This is a genomic window from Oceanobacillus luteolus (genome assembly GCF_042678205.1).
Classification (GTDB): domain Bacteria; phylum Bacillota; class Bacilli; order Bacillales; family Amphibacillaceae; genus Oceanobacillus; species Oceanobacillus luteolus.
Genome location: NZ_JBHUDE010000018.1, coordinates 1 through 17,645, shown reverse-complemented (window position 1 = coordinate 17,645; position 17,645 = coordinate 1). Strand labels below are relative to the sequence as shown.

Below are 17,645 nucleotides of genomic sequence, written 5' to 3'. Positions count from 1 at the left end.
TCTATTCTTTTGTAATTGGAGCAAATTGAGCAAGCAGTCGTTTAATCCCTGTTGGTGCCGGAAATGCAATATCCAATTCCATTTTATCTCCTTCACCTTGAACACGGACAATGGTGCCCACTCCCCATTTTTTATGTTTGACTTTATCACCGGCATTCCACTCTTCACTTGCAGCAGTGGATGTCCGTTCGATACGGCGGGCTTTACGTTTTGGCGGGAAGGATGTCTCACTCCTACTTCCAAAAGGCTGCCCAAACCTCGTTTCCTGTGCCACTTCGAATCCTTCAATCAATTCATCAGGAATTTCCTGAATGAAACGACTGACTGGATTCATGTTGGTGCGTCCATATAATGTACGCATACGAGCATTGGTTAAGTAAAGCTGTTTTTCCGCCCGTGTAATTCCTACATAGGCAAGTCTTCTTTCCTCTTCCATTTCCTCTTCATCAAACATGGAACGGCTATGCGGGAACACATTCTCTTCCATTCCGATTAAAAAGACTACAGGAAACTCCAGTCCCTTCGCAGCGTGTAACGTCATCAAGGTTACTTTTTGTTCGGAGCTTTCTTCTTCGTCCATCCGATCGATATCTGCAATGAGAGCCAGGTCGGTCAAGAAGGCAACGAGAGTTTTATCTTCCGCATGCTTCTCAAATTCCTGAGTAACCGTCTTGAATTCCTCCAAGTTTTCCAACCTGCTTTGTGATTCGAGTGATTGTTCCCTTTTCAGCATTTCTTCGTAACCTGTCCGTTCAAGTACTTGTTCGACCATATCGGTTGCCGTTAAAAATTCTTGCTGATCGACAAGGCTTTGAATTAACTCTCCGAATTTGGCCAATGCATTGGCAGCTCGAGGCGACACTCCAGTGAAATCGACTTCTTTTAATGTCTCAAAGAAGGAAATATCATGCATAGTCGCATAACTTCTAAGTTTTTCAATGGAAGATTTCCCAATTCCCCGTTTTGGTTCATTGACAATCCGTTCAAAACTAATGTCATCATCTGGATTCGTAATTAAACGCAGATAAGCCAGCATGTCCTTAATTTCTTTTCTGTCGTAGAACTTTGTGCCGCCGACCATTTGATAGGATATGTTGGATTTTACGAGCGTATCCTCCATCGCACGGGATTGAGCATTCGTCCGATATAGAATGGCGACGTCACTTGGCTGGTATCCGTCCCTCATTAATTCCTTAATCCGTTCGATGACGAATAGTGCTTCATCTTGTTCTGTTTGTGCTTGATAATAATTGATTTTATTACCTTCGATATTGTCTGTCCAAAGATTCTTCGGTTTTCTCCCAGTATTATTCTCAATAACCTTATTTGCTGCTTGAAGAATGAATTTTGTAGAACGATAATTTTGTTCCAATAAGACCGTTTTTGCATTTGGATAATCCTCTTCAAAGGTTAAGATATTTGAGATATCCGCACCTCTCCAACGATAGATGGACTGATCAGAATCTCCAACAACACAGAGATTTCGAAAGCGGCTAGCCAATTGTTTTACAAGGAAATATTGAGCATGGTTTGTATCCTGATACTCATCTACATGAATGTATTGGAATCTACGCTGATAAAATTCGAGGACCTCTGGGACACGTTTAAAGAGAAGAATCGTTTGCATGATTAAATCATCAAAGTCCAGGGATTGATTTTTCCGTAGCATCGTTTGGTACCCTGTATAGACTTGGGAAACTTGTCGCTCGTAAAAGTTACTAGCTTTTTTTTCGAAATCTGCATCAGAAATCAGTTCGTTTTTAGCACTGCTGATTTGACCAAGCATTGCACGGGGATCGAATTGTTTGGGATCGAGGTTAAGATTTTTTAATACTTGTTTCACAACTGATAGTTGGTCACCACTATCAAGGATTGTAAAATTACGGTTATAACCAATCCGATCTATATCTCTTCTTAAAATACGTACACACATCGAGTGGAACGTGGATACCCACATATATTCCGCCTCTGGTCCGACTAACTTGCTTACCCTCTCCCGCATTTCTCGAGCTGCTTTATTCGTGAAAGTTATCGCTAGAATATTTCGAGGAGCCACTCCTTTTTCACCTAAAAGATAAGCAATCCGATGGGTAAGTACTCTTGTCTTTCCACTTCCTGCTCCGGCCATAATCAGAAGTGGACCTTCCGTATGCTTTACAGCCTCTTGTTGTTCTTTATTCAGTCCGGCCAATAACTCTTCGGTTGTCCGACTCATTTTTCCAACACCTTACCCTTCTTCTTTTACTGCTTCTACTGTTTTAAGTGCTTCTTTCAAATTCGTATAAATACTATTTCCGACAATGATGACATCTGCATGTTCCTTCATCTCGATTGCCTGTTCCTTCGTTTCGATTCCGCCTCCATAAAAGAGCAACGTATCTTCAAGTACATCACTAACTTCCTTCACGAGTTGCGGGTCACCGTACGTGCCGCTATATTCCACGTAGAAAATCGGCAAGTGGAAAACATGCTCCGCCATATAGGCATACGCCTTCACATCTTCCGCATCTGGTAAATAGCAATTCGTATATGTAAAAGCTTTCGCGTCTTCATTTAAGATGCAATATCCTTCAAAGTAAATCTCACTATATTCCATCATATCAATATACTGCTTAATAGCCTGATGCTGCACATCCATCATATACTTCTTTTCCTTGGAATTGAGCACCATTGGTACAAAGTAATAATCAAATCCGGGAGTTAATGTCTCTTCCTCAGAAACCTCAAGAATACAAGGCACAAGATGGTTCCTGCGGATTCTTGACAATAAATCTAAAACACCGTCCAATGTGACGTTATCCGTACCGCCAATAATGACCGCATCTGTCCCTGACTCACAGACAGCGTCCAAGTCCTCATCCGAGATTTCCTTTGCCGGGTCCAATTTGAATATATGTTTCCATTCTTTTAATTGATTTGCTTGTATAGTCAACCGTTCCATCCTCCATTATGTTCTTCCATTTGTTTATTATAACAAAAAACGCTAGAGGAATTTAGGAAATTGATGTGGAATTATTGGGGAAATGTTGTGGTGTTAAAATAAGGCTAATATTAACGTTTTTCGGGATGATTTATGGAATGGAAAATAGGTAACTATTATAATGTTTTTTGAAAAATAATGGCATGATTTTTAATTGGAAAAAATCCTAGATAAAACGGAAGCTACTGTTTTGAAAGTAGCAACGCTGCTCAAAATTAGCAGTAAAAAACAGCAAGGAGCAGGTGCTCTTGCTGTTTTTTATATTGCAATTATTCTTCTTTCAAACGATCGACGACCAATTTATAACCATCACTTCCAAAATTGATGCATCTGCGAACTCTGGAAATTGTTGCTGTAGATGCATTCGTGTCATTTTCGATGGCACTATATGTTGCTCCTTCTAGAAGCATTTTTGCAACCTGTAAACGCTGGGCAAAAGATTGTATTTCCGACATCGTTGCCAAATCATCAAAAAACTGATAGCATTCTTCGCGGTTTTTCAGCGATAAAATAGCATCAAATAATTGATCTAATTGTTCTCCTCGTAGTTTATCAATTTGCAATTTATTAACCTCCTGCTTTATTTCACATACTTATTCCGGATTGGATATCGTGACACTTTCCTCTATACTCGGATTTGTCGGAACCACATTTATCCAAGTTTTACCTGGCACAAACCCAATTTTCTTCCCATCCTTGACTGGAATAAGTCTACCACCTTCATTTTCCCATTGAAGTTGCTGCACTTTTCCATCTTGAAGCAAATAAGCGTTTCCTCCAGAGTCAAGGTCAATTGCTCTTCTTCCTTGGTCATCGATTACTTGATGAAAGGCTTCTATAATAAAAACATTCTTTACCTCAATTGGCGTTCCTGTATCCATCTCCACGGTCTGCTCACGGTCGTTATATCTTTTATACGAACCGTTTGCTTCATCAAAAGAAAATTCCACAATTTCCATCGGGTTTTCACTGTATACTATCTCTACATGCTGTGCCGGTTCGCCTGCAATACCTTCTATTTCTTCCTCTTCCAAGAATGGAAGGGGTTCATAATCCACAGTTGTTTCATACCCTTTTCCTTCGGCTACGCCATATACCGCATCAGTCAGTACATAAGAATTATGCGGCGCTTTTCGGAATGATTCCCGTTTAAATAATTTCCCATCATTGTCATAGGTTGATCCGTTTAAGAAAGAAATCCCTTGATTAATGATCATTTGGTCGACAAAGTCTGCGGCACCGTGATAGACATACAGCGCATTGTATCGGTCTGCTAAGTCAAAATAATATTCCCTCGCACTACGTACTGGACCAATCACATCAGGAATTTCACTTTGGAATAGAGCAAGAAATCGGGTGATCTTTCCTTCTGCCAATATTTCAAAGACAATATCTGCCTTGGATAATCCTGATTGCGGACGTGCTTCACTATGGTTATTAACCATGACTCCGATTATACGATTATCAACAGAATCATTTGTATATAACCCTGTTAAAGGATAACGGTTTTCTCCTTCAACTTCCACTTCTATCTCTTCTTTTGGTTCTTTTCCTATATCTTTTTCCTCATGGTCTGTAGTTTGATCTTCATCTTTCGAACAAGCCACTAACAGTATAGCTAAAAATAATAAGCCACCAAGTATTTTTTTCATAATCCCCACATCTTTCTATTAGCGTATTTTCTTATTTACTTTCATTATACGCTTTGGGTAAAATGCTGCACATCCTATTTTTGAATAATTTATCGAGCAAATTCATCAAGATCGCTCTGTATAATATACTACTTTATCACTTTAATGCTGTAAAGCTAAAAGTATATAATTAGGATATTTTTATAAGTTAGCATTGTGTTCTGTGAGTTTATTGTATTAATGGTAGCTTATATGCCATCTTAATTGGATTTTAATCGATAGAGGAAACGTAAGAGAGTCTTACATGCCCTCTTAACTGGCTTTTCATCGATAAAGAGTACATGAGAATGGCTCACATGCCCTCTCAACCGGTTTTTATCCAATAAAGGGTACGTGAGAATCTCAACTGATTTTTCATCGATAAAGGGAACGTGAGAATAACTCATTTACCCTCTCACTAGGAGAATTGTCACCGAAAGAAGTAACGCAAGAAAAATCCTCATGCCTCGCCCTGTTAAACGAAAAAGAAACCAACTAATTTGGCTGTAATCAGCCAAATTAGATGGTTTCATCATCTCAATTATTTACCAATATCTTTACGATAGAAGAAGTCGTTCGTATCATCAAATATTTTCAAAGCATCGTAAACTTTTCCTGCTGCTTCTTCTCTTGTTGCTGCCACAGCACCAACGAGAAGTACACGTCCCCCGTCAGAAACGAGTTCACCATTCTCTAGTTTTGTCCCTGCATGAACGGTGAGTGGATTAGATCCTTCTGGTAATTCTGGCAGCTGTACCCCTTTCTTATAAGAACCAGGATATCCTTGAGAAGCGATGACAACACCAAGTGAAGCGGCATCCTCCCATACTAATTCTGGGTCATTACCGTCGAGTACATCATGAAACACTTGATATAAATCATTTTTTAACAAAGGCAGCACGACCTGCGTTTCTGGGTCACCAAACCTTGTATTGAACTCAATCACTTTCGGACCTTGCGCAGTCATAATGAGTCCCGCATAAAGAATTCCTGTGAATGGACGACCTTCTTTTATCATTCCATTTGCGGTTCGCAACAAAATATTCTCCATCGCAAAATCCAAGTCAGCTTGGGTAACATCATCTGCTGGAGCAAATGCACCCATGCCGCCAGTGTTTGGGCCTTCATCATTATCAAATGCACGTTTATGATCACGAGCTGTAACCATTGGGAATACTTTATCCTCATGAACAAAAGCCATCAAAGAGAATTCCTTACCATCTAAAAATTCTTCAATAACAACAGTGGCACCTGCTTCTGCGAAAGCTTTAGAGACGAGCATATCATCTACTGCATCAAGCGCCTCCTCTTCTGTTAAAGCGACAATAACACCTTTACCGGCTGCGAGTCCATCCGCCTTAACAACGATTGGAGCACCTTGTTTTCGAATATAGGCTTTAGCTTCTTCAGGATCGGAAAAAACGGCATAAGCTGCAGTGGGAACATCATACTTCTGCATAAATTCTTTCGCATAGCTTTTGCTTCCCTCCAACAAGGCAGCTTTCTCACTCGGTGCGAAGATTTTCAATCCTGCTTCTTGAAAACGATCAGCGATTCCTGCATTCAAAGGATTCTCAGGACCGACAACTGTCAAATCAATTTCTTGCTCTTTTGCAAAAGCGACAAGTCCATCAATATCCATTTCATCAATGGCAACGCACTCAGCAGATTTCGCAATTCCTGCATTTCCAGGTGCTGCGAATATTTTTGACACTTGTTTACTTTCTCCAAGCTTTGTTACGATGCTATGTTCACGACCACCACGGCCAACTACTAAAACGTTCATCGCTATTCTCCCTTTGTCGATTAATGTTTGAAATGACGCATATTTGTATAAACCATTGCGATGCCATGCTCATCACAGACATCGATGGAATCTTGGTCACGATTCGAGCCACCTGGTTGGATAATTGCTGTTACTCCTGCTTTAATCGCATTTTCCACTGTATCAGGCATCGGGAAAAATGCATCCGATGCAAGAACAGAACCTTGGGCTTTTTCTCCAGCTTGTTCAATTGCAATTTTTGCGGAGCCGACACGGTTCATTTGTCCTGCACCGATACCGATTGTCTGATTATCTTTTGCAAGCACAATCGCATTCGATTTCACATGTTTTACTGCTTTCCATGCAAATAATAAATCAGCAATTTCTTTTTCGGTAGGCTGACGTTTTGTCACTACTTTTATGTCATCTGCTGTCACTCGTCCAGCGTCTTGATGTTGAATAAGCACTCCACCACTAACGCTTGTAAGTTTATGAGTTACCTCTTTCGTCTGAGTCATATCAACTTCAAGCAGACGAATGTTTTTCTTCTGTGTTAGGATTTCTAGTGCTTCGTTTGTAAAGCCAGGTGCTACGACAATCTCCAAGAAAATACCACTCAAAATCTCAGCTGTAGCTGCGTCTACTTCACGATTCAATGCAATAATCCCACCGAAAATCGAAACTGGATCGGCATCATAAGCAGATTGGAATGCTTGCGATAAACTGTCAGCTACACCAATTCCGCATGGATTCATATGCTTCACTGCAACTGCTGCTGGCTCACTATATTCTTCAACAATTTCAAGTGCAGCATTTGCGTCTTGAATATTGTTATAAGAGAGCTCTTTTCCATGAAGTTGTTTCGCCCTAGCTAAACTTAAACCAGTTGAAAGTGGAGCACGATAGAAGGCTGCCGCTTGGTGCGGGTTCTCTCCATAACGTAAATCTTGAACTTTTTCATATGTAACGGTGTAAGTTTCAGGGAACTCTTCTCCTGTTTCACCAGCAAAGTAACCTGCAATCATCGCATCATAATTTGCTGTGTGACGGAATACTTTTGCTGCCAATTGCTGACGTAATTCCAGAGAAACATTGTCTTCTTTTAGTGCTTCTAGTACTCTAGGGTAATCTTCCGGATCAACAATAACAAGAACATCTTCAAAGTTCTTCGCTGCCGAACGAAGCATCGTCGGTCCACCAATGTCAATATTTTCAATGATTTCCTCTTTAGAAACGCCGGCTTTCTGTAACGTTTCCTTGAACGGATATAAGTTGACGACTACGATATCAATCGGTTGAATGTCGTTCTCTTCCATCTGTTTCATATGGTCTGGGTTTGAACGCTTACCTAGCAAGCCACCATGCACTTTTGGATGAAGTGTTTTTACACGACCGTCCATAATTTCAGGGAACCCCGTCACTTCATCGATAGCTACCGCATCTACACCTGATTCTTGAAGGGATTTTAATGTACCTCCAGTAGAAATGACTTCAATCCCTAACTCACTTAAACCTTTAGCAAAATCTGTAATATTATTTTTATTGGAGACACTTATTAACGCTCTTTTCACCTTGAAAATCCCTCACTTCTTTATAAGCTCTTTAATGACTTGTGGATATAAACGATGCTCCACTTCTTGAATTCGTTGTTGTAATGTTTCTTTCGTATCGTCTTCAAAAACCGACACTGCTTCTTGCGAGATGATAGGACCTGTATCCATTCCTTCATCCACATAATGAACCGTGACTCCTGTTACTTTCACTCCTGCTTCGTAAGCCTGTCCGATTGAATCCATACCTGGGAACGCCGGAAGCAGGGAAGGGTGGATATTTAGGATTTTGCCTTGAAATGCGCCAAGTAATGTTTCACCTACTAAACGCATATATCCTGCAAGAAAAATCCATTCAATCTCTTTATCTTTTAAAATATCCACTATTTCTTGTTCATATGCTGCTTTATTCTCATAATCCTTTGCAGAAAAAACAAAGGTTTCAATTTTTGCTTCTTTCGCTTTATCAATTACTGCTGCATTCGGCTTGTCACATATTAAAAGCGAAATATCACAAGGCAAGTTCGTATCGTCGATAATCGCTTGAAAATTAGAACCTGTGCCAGATGCAAAAACCGCTGCCTTCACCTTAGCCATTAGGAAAACTGCACTCCTTCAGAATTTGTAACTTTACCGATGATGGAAGCTTCCTCTCCCGCTTCCTTCAAAATAGAGATGGTATCCTCAGCATCTTCTTCTTTCACTACAAGCACCATTCCAACCCCCATATTAAATACACCGTACATTTCATCTTCAGGAATGTCGCCTTTCGTTTGTAAGAAGGTAAAGATTTCTGGGATATTCCAGCTTCCTTTTTGCACTTCAACGCCGAGTCCTTCAGGAAGCATTCTCGGAAGGTTTTCATAAAATCCTCCACCCGTTACGTGGGAAATTCCTTTAACATCAACTTTTTCTAATACTTTCGCTACTTGCTTCGCATAGATTTTCGTTGGTGTTAAGAGAACTTCTCCTAAGGGCTTTGAAAGTCCTTCATATTGTTCTGCATAATCCAAGTCTTCCACAACTTTACGTACAAGAGAGTAGCCATTTGAATGGACTCCGCTGGATGGAAGACCGATCAACACATTACCTTCCTCTATCGTCTGTCCAGTAATGAGTTTCGATTTTTCCGCGATACCGACAACAAATCCTGCAAGGTCATATTCATCGTCGCTGTACATTCCCGGCATTTCTGCAGTTTCCCCACCAATTAAAGCAGCACCAGCATCCACACAACCATTTGCAACTCCTGCTACAATCTGTTCAATTTTTGCAGGCTCATTTTTCCCGCAAGCAATATAATCGAGGAAGAATAGCGGTTGAGCTCCTTGAGCGACAATATCATTCGCACACATTGCGACAAGATCGATGCCAACCGTATCATGCTTGTCCATTTGGAAAGCGAGTTTTAATTTCGTACCGACACCATCTGTTCCCGAAACCATAACTGGTTCTTTGTAGGAGAAACTTGATAAATCAAACAACCCTGCAAAAGAACCGATACCACCTAAAACCTCCGGACGGGTTGTTTTATTAATATGCTTTTTCATCCGTTCAACGGCTTCGTAGCCGGCTTCGACATCGACACCTGCTTTTTTATATACATCTGACATGGTTACACATCCTCTTATACTTTTTTAGGAGGGGTCTTCTCTATTATCCAATATAGGTACTGGATATTCTCCCGTCATACAAGCATGGCAAATTCCTTGATGAATCGATCGTTCTTGGACGATTGCCTGCTTCATGCCTTCCACTGATAAATATGCAATACTGTCTGCCTCGATCAGTTCACGTATTTCTTCTGGTGAATGATTCGCAGCAATCAATTCTTCCTTTGTTGACATATCAATCCCGTAATAACATGGGTCTTGAATGGCAGGAGAGGCAATCCGGACATGGACTTCTTTCGCTCCTGCTTCCTTCAATAGCCGTACAATATGCCGGGAGGTCGTTCCTCTTACGATAGAATCGTCAATCATTACAACGCGTTTTCCTTCTACAATCCCACGTACAGGGGAAAGTTTCATCTTCACACCTTGTTCCCGCAGCTCTTGGGAAGGCTGAATAAATGTACGTCCGATGTAACGATTTTTAATAATCCCCATTTCATAAGGCAGACCGGATTGTTCTGCATAGCCGATGGCTGCTGATATACTTGAATCTGGAACACCCGTCACCACATCAGCTTCTACGGGAGCTTCTTTTGCAAGCTCGATACCCATACGCTTCCTCGAAGCATGAACATTCACTTGATTCATATCACTGTCTGGTCTGGAGAAATAGACGTATTCCATTGCGCAAAGTCGACGTTGCTCCCTCATGGCAAACCGGACGGATTTCAATCCTTGATCATTGATTACAATCAATTCACCTGGCAGAACTTCACGTTCAAAAGTCGCCCCGATGAGATCAAAAGCACTTGTTTCAGATGCTACAACATAAGCATCACCAAGTTTTCCAATGGATAGAGGACGAATACCGTGCGGATCTGCTGCAGCATACATATTCTCTTTATCTAAAATCAAGAAGGTAAATGCACCTTCAAGTTGCTGAAGAGCTTGAATAATCGCGTCCTCGTTTGTATTTTCCTTACAACGTTTTATCAAATGGGCAAGTAGCTCTGAATCGGTGGAGGTCTGTAAAATACTGCCGTTATCTTCTAACACATCCCGCAGCTTTTCTCCATTGACGATATTTCCGCTATGGCTGATGGCGAGGCTGGTTTTTCTTGTCCGGAAGACGAGCGGCTCGACACTGTCTACTGCCCGTCGCTTATCGCCATGCTTCGAATATCTTACATGTGCGATCGCTGCAGTTCCTTTTAATTCTTTAAAACCAGCGTGCTTGAAAACATCATTTACAAGACCTAGACCTTTATGAAGTTTCAGTTCTTCTCCATCACTTACTACAACGCCCGCACCTTCTTGTCCACGATGCTGCTGAGCGTGGAGTCCATAATAGGAAAGCTCGGCAGCATGCGTATGTCCCCATATTCCAAACATAAGACATTCCTCTTTTAAGCTTTAGATTTCAAAAGCTGTGGAATTGCTTCCTTCCATAGCTTATTGAGTTGTTCGATTTCATCTTCAATGACAGATTCTCCGTTGATTTGTACGTTGATTTTTCTATCAGCAGTAACGGTACCGATATGAGTTGCATCTTGAACGATTTCTTCAAATTTTGCTTTGTTTTCTTCTTTAACAGATAGGAGGAAACGGGATTGCGTTTCACTGAATAGTACCGTTGTCGGATCGCCTTCCAGCTCTACCGCAACACCTAAGCCTTTATCGTTAAAAGTAGATTCAGAAAGGGCAACAGCGAATCCGCCTTCCGCTAGGTCATGGGCAGATTCAACCACACCTGCTCGGATTGCTTCCAGGATTTGTTGTTGGCGTGTTGTTTCTGTCTCCAGGTTGATTTCCGGTGCTTTTCCAGAGTAGGAACCTTCGAGAACATTTTGTAATTCACTTCCACCAAATTCAGGTTTTGTTTCACCTACAAGATAGACGAGGTCACCTTCGTTTTGGAACGTATTGGCAGTTACATAATCTGTCGACTCAAGCAATCCAACCATACCGATGATTGGTGTTGGCATAATCGCTTGCCCCTCCGACTCATTGTAAAGCGAAACATTACCACTGATTACTGGAGTTTCTAATTTCAGGCAAGCTTCACGGATTCCATCAATACTCTGTTCCATTTGCCAGAAAGTTTCAGGATTTGTCGGATTACCGTAATTTAGGCCATCCGTAATCGCAAGTGGTTTCGCTCCTGTACAAATCAAGTTACGGCTCGCTTCTGCAACTGCAATCTTACCGCCAACTTTTGGATCTAAGTATAGATAACGGGAGTTACAGTCTGTAGTGATTGCAATAGCTTTATCCGTTCCTTCAATTTTCACAACTGCAGCGTCACTTCCCGGTCCGACTAAGGTATTTCCTTGAGCTTCCGAATCGTATTGCTTGTACGCCCATTCTTTACTTGCAATTGTCGGCTGCTGCAGTAACGTACGAAGCATTTCCTGATGATTCTCCACAGCTGGCACAGATTTTTCTTTTGCCTGAAACTCTTGATAATACTTAGCCTCTTCTGCAGGTAATTCGTAAACCGGAGCATCGTCAGTCAAAGCATCCACTGGAATTTCTGCTTGAACTTCACCTTGATGCTTAATGCGGAATACTTTTTCTTCAATGACCTCACCGATAGCGACAGCTTCTACATCGTGTTTTTCGAAAATATCAAGAATTTCCTGTTCCCTGCCTTTTTTCACGACGAGGAGCATTCTTTCTTGTGATTCGGAAAGCATCATTTCATAGGCGTTCATGTTTTCTTCTCGTTGCGGAACATGGTCAAGAACTAGCTCCATTCCCGTTCCGGCTTTACTTGCCATTTCACTGGCAGAAGAAGTAAGACCAGCTGCACCCATATCTTGAATACCGACTAATGCATCCGAGTGGATGACTTCAAGACATGCAGCGACTAGCTTTTTACCCATATGAGGGTCACCAATTGCAACAGCGGATTTATTATCTTCTTCCGCTTCTACAACATCAGAGGAAAAAGCTGCACCGCCAATACCGTCTCTGCCTGTTTTACCACCAGCATAAATGACGGTATTTCCAGTGCCTTCAGCCACACCTTTTTGTACATCTTCGTGATTGACAAGTCCAACAACCATTGCGTTTACAAGTGGGTTCTCCTCATAAGTCTTATCAAACTGGACTTCCCCACCAACCGTTGGAACTTCAATTGTATTACCATAGCTTGCGATTCCACGAACTGCTTCGGAAAACAACCATTTTGTCCGATCTGTATCTAGGTTGCCAAAGCGTAAAGAGTTAAGTGCAGCAATTGGCTTTGCACCCATGGAAAAGACATCACGTAAGATTCCGCCTATCCCTGTAGCAGAACCTTCAAATGGTTCTACATAGGAAGGGCTGTTATGGCTTTCGATTTTAAATACGACCGCTTGATTGTCACCGATATCGACAACTCCAGCACCTTCACCAGGACCTTGAAGAACATGAGATCCTTCGGTTGGGAATTTTCGTAGCAGAGGCTTAGATGTTTTGTAACTGCAATGTTCCGACCACATAGCTGAGAATATTCCAGTCTCAATATAGTTCGGAAGACGATTCATCTTTTCTTTAATAAGCTTAAATTCTTCATCCGTTAAACCCATTTCTTGATAAATTTTTTCAGTTTCAATTTGCTCTGGATTGATTGGGTTCATGCTCATTCGCTTTTCCCTCCGTGTTTGGAAATTTTATTATTTAGATTTTTCATATTGCTCAACTTGGCTTAATACGTCTTCCATATCTTTGCCGACAAACGTAATATGACCCATTTTTCTTTTCACTTTCGCGGCAGCCTTTCCATACAGGTGGCTATGTCCATAAGGATTTGTTTTCACATAATCTAGTAAATCATCTATATCTTCACCTAAAATATTCACCATAATTGCAGGCTGTAAAAGTTCAATTGGTTTTAAAGGCAGACCACAAATTGCAAGGACATGTTGATCAAATTGTGAAACGTTACAAGCTTCAATACTATAATGCCCTGAATTATGAGGGCGTGGCGCCATTTCATTTAAATAAATCTCATCACCACGAACAAACATTTCAATGGCAAAAGTTCCGACAATCTTCATTTTCTCCCCGAGAAGACGAGCTGCTTGATAAGCTTTTTCCTGTACAGCTTCACTCACATTTGCAGGTACTGTCGTTTTGTATAAGATATGATCACGATGTTCGTTCTCAGAAATCGGGAAGAAGGCGATATCTCCTTGTAACGAACGGGAGAATACGACTGAAATTTCTTTGTCGAAGGTAATCCATTCTTCAATAATGCAATGGCCTTGCTCCTCGGCAAATTTAACCGCATCTGCCTTATCCGCGTCTGTTTCTATTTTCAGTTGCCCTTTCCCATCATACCCACCGCGACAAGTTTTAATAACCGCTGGAAGTCTCACATCCTGCAGTGCAATCTCTGCTTCTTCCCCATTTTTCACGATGGAAAAGTTCGGTACTGGAAGCCCCAAATCTCTTATCGTTGATTTTTCTTTTTCTCGATTTTGGGTAACTTCCAAAGCAAAAGCTCCTTGAGGAAGTTTCCCTTGAGCTTCAATATACGTTGCTGCATCAAGATCGACATTCTCAAATTCATACGTTACAACGTCACTGATTTTAGTCAGTTCTTTAATGGCATTCATATCATCATAATCAGCAGTAATTTGTACATCTGCCACTTGAGCGGTAGGACAGTCGGGAGTTGGATCAAGAACTGCGATTTTATAACCCATATATCTTGCTGCGATAGCCATCATTCTTCCTAATTGACCGCCGCCGATAATTCCAATTGTTTTTGGTGGTAAAATCACATTATTTGTTTGCAAGGTCTTCCCTCATTTCTGCGACTTTTTCTTTCATATTTTTACGGTATTTCTCCAAATTATCAGCTATTTCTTCATCAAATGTTCCAATTATTTGTGCAGCCAAAATTCCTGCATTCGTTGCCCCGGCTTTCCCAATTGCAACAGTTGCGGTAGGTACTCCACCTGGCATCTGGACGATCGATAATAATGAATCCAAGCCATTCAATGCTTTACTTTGCACTGGAACACCAATTACAGGGAGGTTCGTTTGAGAAGCAACCATTCCAGGTAAATGTGCAGCTCCTCCTGCACCGGCGATGATCACCTTGAGACCACGATTACGGGCATTCTTTGCATAATCAAACATGTCATCCGGTGTCCGGTGGGCCGATATCACTTCTTTTTCATAAGAAACATTCAACTCTTCAAGTACTTTACATGCATGCTCCATGGTTTCCCAATCGGAAATGCTTCCCATAATAACCCCAACTTGAGACATTAAAAATCCCTCATTTCTGTTAAGTTTAAAAAAGTCTATACCTTTCTCATGGCTTTGAGAGAAGATGATAGACTTAGGATAGACAACATTCATCAAGATATTTCACAAGTAAAATAATCTGATGCATCTTCCCTCATAGTCCTAAAATTTACGGTCTTAGGGTAGAAACTTCGGAGCCATATTCTCCATGAAATATATGAGGAACTAATTTAATTTTCTGGGTTAAGCATATCAAAACAGAGATAAAAAATCAATAAAAAATCGAACGATACAATAATAATTCTTGTAATCGTTCGGATTTTAGGTAGTTTACTAGATTTACTAAGACACAACGGTAGTCAAATCCATCGTTCATCGTTCAATACTTATTGGGATTCACTCTCTCTTTTCTCTTCCATAGCCTGTTCTTCAATCAGTTCTTCATGATGTTTCCGGATTTTACTCTTCCGTACTTGTTTAACCCAGAATCCACCATGAATTTGTTTCGGCTCATAAGAGATAATAAATGCTTTTGGATCAATTTCTTGAATCAATTCGTACAAGGAAAGTTCATACTTTCTCGGGGTAAGGATTTGCATGGATAAACGATCTCCATCCATCCCATAAGAAAACCAGCTTGTTACACCAAATCCTTTCTCCCGAATTTGTTGGGTGAACTTTATGTCTGGGTTGGAAGAAGTGACATTGACAACGATATAACCGAGCGCAAGCTTTTCTTCAATAATGGAACCTACAATGACCCCAAGTCCATACCCGAGTGCATAGGCGATTAAATTTTGTATTTCATTTAGATTATCAAGTACGAGTCCGAGACCGACGACATAAATGACCACTTCAATCGTACTGACAAGAGCAGCGATATAACGCCTTCCCTTTAATGTAAGGATCATCCTTACCGTGAACATAGAAACGTAAATTACGTTAATCGCAAATATAATTGCTATCATGATAAAAGCATTTTCGAGCAAAATAATCCCTCCTGTTTCATGATTCCCCTTCTATATATGGAATGAAACAACGATAATCAATGGATCTGATGTTACTTTTCCACTAATGCCAAAGAGAATTCACCAATCGCATCTTCTACATATAAATCAGTAATTGAAGTGTAATAATTCTGGATGACTGCATTAAATTCCAAATTGTATTCAGGTACTCTAACTAAAAATTCATTTTTATATAACTCCGTTGTAATACGATGGTAATCATCACTGTGAACTTTAAAATCAAACTGAATCAATCTTCGCCCACCATTTTCACTATCTAGTACTTGTTCTCGAAAATTACTCACATCATCTATTATCAAATCATTAATATGGATTTCCATCATTACCCCACTCCTTGTTATGGAATGACCCAGTTATTCTTTGTTCGGACCAAAAACACGATCATCAATCGCTGACTCCTGGCCACGCAAGCGTTTTTTCAACCGTCTTACCCAACTTTCAGCTAGCAATTCACAAGAGGCCAATTCATCTGCCATAAGTAAATCGTCTTTATGAAAATGCATCACCTCATTAGCAGCTTGGATAGACCACTGTGGATACGGCCGTTCAATTAAATGGATTGGACTATCCGCTTTCACATAACCTTCCTTTAACACACGGAAATACCAGCCTGTCCTTCCGGTGTTTTGAATTTGTAAAGCAAGATCTAGAATGTCAAAACGTCTCGCTGGTTTCCAGCATGGTTGCCTTGGCTGTGAAACTTGGATGACCGCGTCTCCCACCTCGTATGTATCCCCGATACATACACTAAACTCATCCATCTCCAGAACAACAAAGTTCTCACCCATACCGCCCATCGTGATATCTTCCCGTTCATACTTTTCTTGCCAAAACGTGTAATGTTTAATTGGATAACAAAAAATCGCCTTTTCCGGCCCGCCATGGTTTTTCTTATCAGCCACTTCATCGCCGACAAGACCTGTCTCACTAAGCCACACTTCTCCAGTGGCTTCATTTTTAAACATCCCACTTTCCCACTTTCTTTCTAGTGGATGTTTCGCATTCTCTTTTCCAGCTTGTTTTACCTTCCCGATAAATAGTTTATGTAGATGAGGCTCGTGCTCTTCCATTGTTTCACCTGCTTCTCCATGATATTATAGTTCTTATTCTACTTTAATTATTTAAAGAATGAAACAGATACATATGGAGGGGAAATTATGGCGACAGAGAAAGCAATATTTGCAGGTGGATGTTTCTGGTGTATGGTACAACCTTTCGATACGTGGGATGGAGTGCATCAAGTAATCTCAGGCTATACCGGCGGTCATGTTGAAAATCCGACGTACGAGCAAGTAAAAACTGGCGAAACAGGGCATTATGAAGCGGTTGAAATCATTTATGATCCTGAAATTATTAGTTACGAAACCATTCTCGATGTTTATTGGCAACAAGTGGACCCGACTGATCCTGATGGTCAATTCCAAGATCGTGGAAGTCAATATCGGGCTGCAATTTTCTATACAACACAGGAACAAAAGGAAAAAGCGGAAGCCTCCAAAGCAGAACTTGCCGCAAGTGGTAAGTTCACCAAACCGATTGTTACTGAAATCCTTCCTGCTACTGTCTTTTATCCCGCAGAAGAGTACCATCAAGATTTTTATAAAAAAGAATCAGAGTACTATCAAGAGGACCGAGCGAAGTCTGGCAGAGATGAGTTTATTGAAAAGCATTGGAAAGCTGAGTAAGAGATAAAAAGAGGCTGGGACATAACTAGCCGAAAACAGTAATTAAAAAGGATCCAAGCAATCAAAACTTTGCTAGGATCCTTTTTTGAGTCAAATTTATCATTATCGGT

The 17,645-nt window shown here is 40.8% G+C and carries 16 protein-coding genes and 1 riboswitch; of the genes, 1 reads left to right on the top strand and 15 read right to left on the bottom strand.

Features of this window, described 5'->3' with window-relative positions; all coding sequences use genetic code 11:
• Window position 1: 1 nt before the first annotated feature.
• From pcrA to ACFSBH_RS04905, 15 genes are all read right to left on the bottom strand, one after another.
• Window positions 2-2,215: a DNA helicase PcrA gene (pcrA, locus tag ACFSBH_RS04975; protein WP_379596365.1), complete on the bottom strand. Its 2,214-nt coding sequence runs from the start codon at window positions 2,213-2,215 to the stop codon at window positions 2-4.
• A gap of 12 nt (window positions 2,216-2,227) precedes the next feature.
• Entirely contained in the window at window positions 2,228-2,926 is a 699-nt protein-coding gene (gene pcrB, locus ACFSBH_RS04970; protein WP_251512025.1) for a heptaprenylglyceryl phosphate synthase, read from the bottom strand.
• A 323-nt stretch (window positions 2,927-3,249) separates the two neighbouring features.
• Window positions 3,250-3,543 carry a YerC/YecD family TrpR-related protein gene (locus ACFSBH_RS04965; protein ID WP_251511773.1) on the bottom strand — a complete coding sequence of 98 codons (294 nt, stop codon included), beginning with the start codon at window positions 3,541-3,543 and terminating at the stop codon, window positions 3,250-3,252.
• 30 nt (window positions 3,544-3,573) lie between these two features.
• Complete coding sequence (locus ACFSBH_RS04960; RefSeq protein WP_251511770.1) at window positions 3,574-4,632, bottom strand: DUF3048 domain-containing protein; 1,059 nt, start codon at window positions 4,630-4,632, stop codon at window positions 3,574-3,576.
• 559 nt (window positions 4,633-5,191) lie between these two features.
• Window positions 5,192-6,436, bottom strand: a complete 1,245-nt coding sequence (purD, locus tag ACFSBH_RS04955) for a phosphoribosylamine--glycine ligase (RefSeq protein ID WP_251511767.1) — start codon at window positions 6,434-6,436, stop codon at window positions 5,192-5,194.
• A 20-nt stretch (window positions 6,437-6,456) separates the two neighbouring features.
• Complete coding sequence (purH, locus tag ACFSBH_RS04950) at window positions 6,457-7,986, bottom strand: bifunctional phosphoribosylaminoimidazolecarboxamide formyltransferase/IMP cyclohydrolase (protein WP_251511763.1); 1,530 nt, start codon at window positions 7,984-7,986, stop codon at window positions 6,457-6,459.
• A gap of 12 nt (window positions 7,987-7,998) precedes the next feature.
• A complete protein-coding gene (purN, locus tag ACFSBH_RS04945) occupies window positions 7,999-8,562 on the bottom strand; it encodes a phosphoribosylglycinamide formyltransferase (protein WP_379596364.1) in 564 nt (187 codons plus the stop codon).
• Window positions 8,562-9,578, bottom strand: coding sequence for a phosphoribosylformylglycinamidine cyclo-ligase (gene purM, locus ACFSBH_RS04940; protein ID WP_251511757.1), 1,017 nt, complete (start codon window positions 9,576-9,578; stop codon window positions 8,562-8,564). The genes purN and purM overlap by 1 nt, the downstream gene beginning before the upstream one ends.
• Window positions 9,579-9,602: 24 nt before the next feature.
• Window positions 9,603-10,970, bottom strand: coding sequence for an amidophosphoribosyltransferase (gene purF, locus ACFSBH_RS04935; protein ID WP_251511754.1), 1,368 nt, complete (start codon window positions 10,968-10,970; stop codon window positions 9,603-9,605).
• Window positions 10,971-10,984: 14 nt separating this feature from the next.
• Window positions 10,985-13,207, bottom strand: coding sequence for a phosphoribosylformylglycinamidine synthase subunit PurL (purL, locus tag ACFSBH_RS04930; RefSeq protein ID WP_251511751.1), 2,223 nt, complete (start codon window positions 13,205-13,207; stop codon window positions 10,985-10,987).
• A 30-nt stretch (window positions 13,208-13,237) separates the two neighbouring features.
• Window positions 13,238-14,365, bottom strand: a complete 1,128-nt coding sequence (gene purK / locus ACFSBH_RS04925) for a 5-(carboxyamino)imidazole ribonucleotide synthase (RefSeq protein WP_251511748.1) — start codon at window positions 14,363-14,365, stop codon at window positions 13,238-13,240.
• Window positions 14,352-14,843: a 5-(carboxyamino)imidazole ribonucleotide mutase gene (purE, locus tag ACFSBH_RS04920; RefSeq protein ID WP_251511745.1), complete on the bottom strand. Its 492-nt coding sequence runs from the start codon at window positions 14,841-14,843 to the stop codon at window positions 14,352-14,354. The genes purK and purE overlap by 14 nt, the downstream gene beginning before the upstream one ends.
• A gap of 116 nt (window positions 14,844-14,959) precedes the next feature.
• Window positions 14,960-15,063: riboswitch (purine riboswitch) on the bottom strand.
• 145 nt (window positions 15,064-15,208) lie between these two features.
• Entirely contained in the window at window positions 15,209-15,811 is a 603-nt protein-coding gene (locus tag ACFSBH_RS04915; protein ID WP_251511742.1) for a DUF2179 domain-containing protein, read from the bottom strand.
• A gap of 71 nt (window positions 15,812-15,882) precedes the next feature.
• Window positions 15,883-16,173 (bottom strand): DUF3219 family protein, encoded by a 291-nt coding sequence (locus ACFSBH_RS04910; protein WP_251511738.1) that lies wholly within the window; start codon window positions 16,171-16,173, stop codon window positions 15,883-15,885.
• 30 nt (window positions 16,174-16,203) lie between these two features.
• Window positions 16,204-16,920, bottom strand: coding sequence for an MOSC domain-containing protein (locus ACFSBH_RS04905; RefSeq protein ID WP_251511736.1), 717 nt, complete (start codon window positions 16,918-16,920; stop codon window positions 16,204-16,206).
• Window positions 16,921-17,007: 87 nt separating this feature from the next.
• Here ACFSBH_RS04905 and msrA point away from each other — a divergent pair, with 87 nt between their 5' ends.
• The gene (gene msrA, locus ACFSBH_RS04900; protein WP_251511732.1) at window positions 17,008-17,535 is read left to right on the top strand and encodes a peptide-methionine (S)-S-oxide reductase MsrA; all 528 of its coding nucleotides are present in this window, start codon (window positions 17,008-17,010) and stop codon (window positions 17,533-17,535) included.
• The last annotated feature ends 110 nt before the right edge of the window (window positions 17,536-17,645 follow it).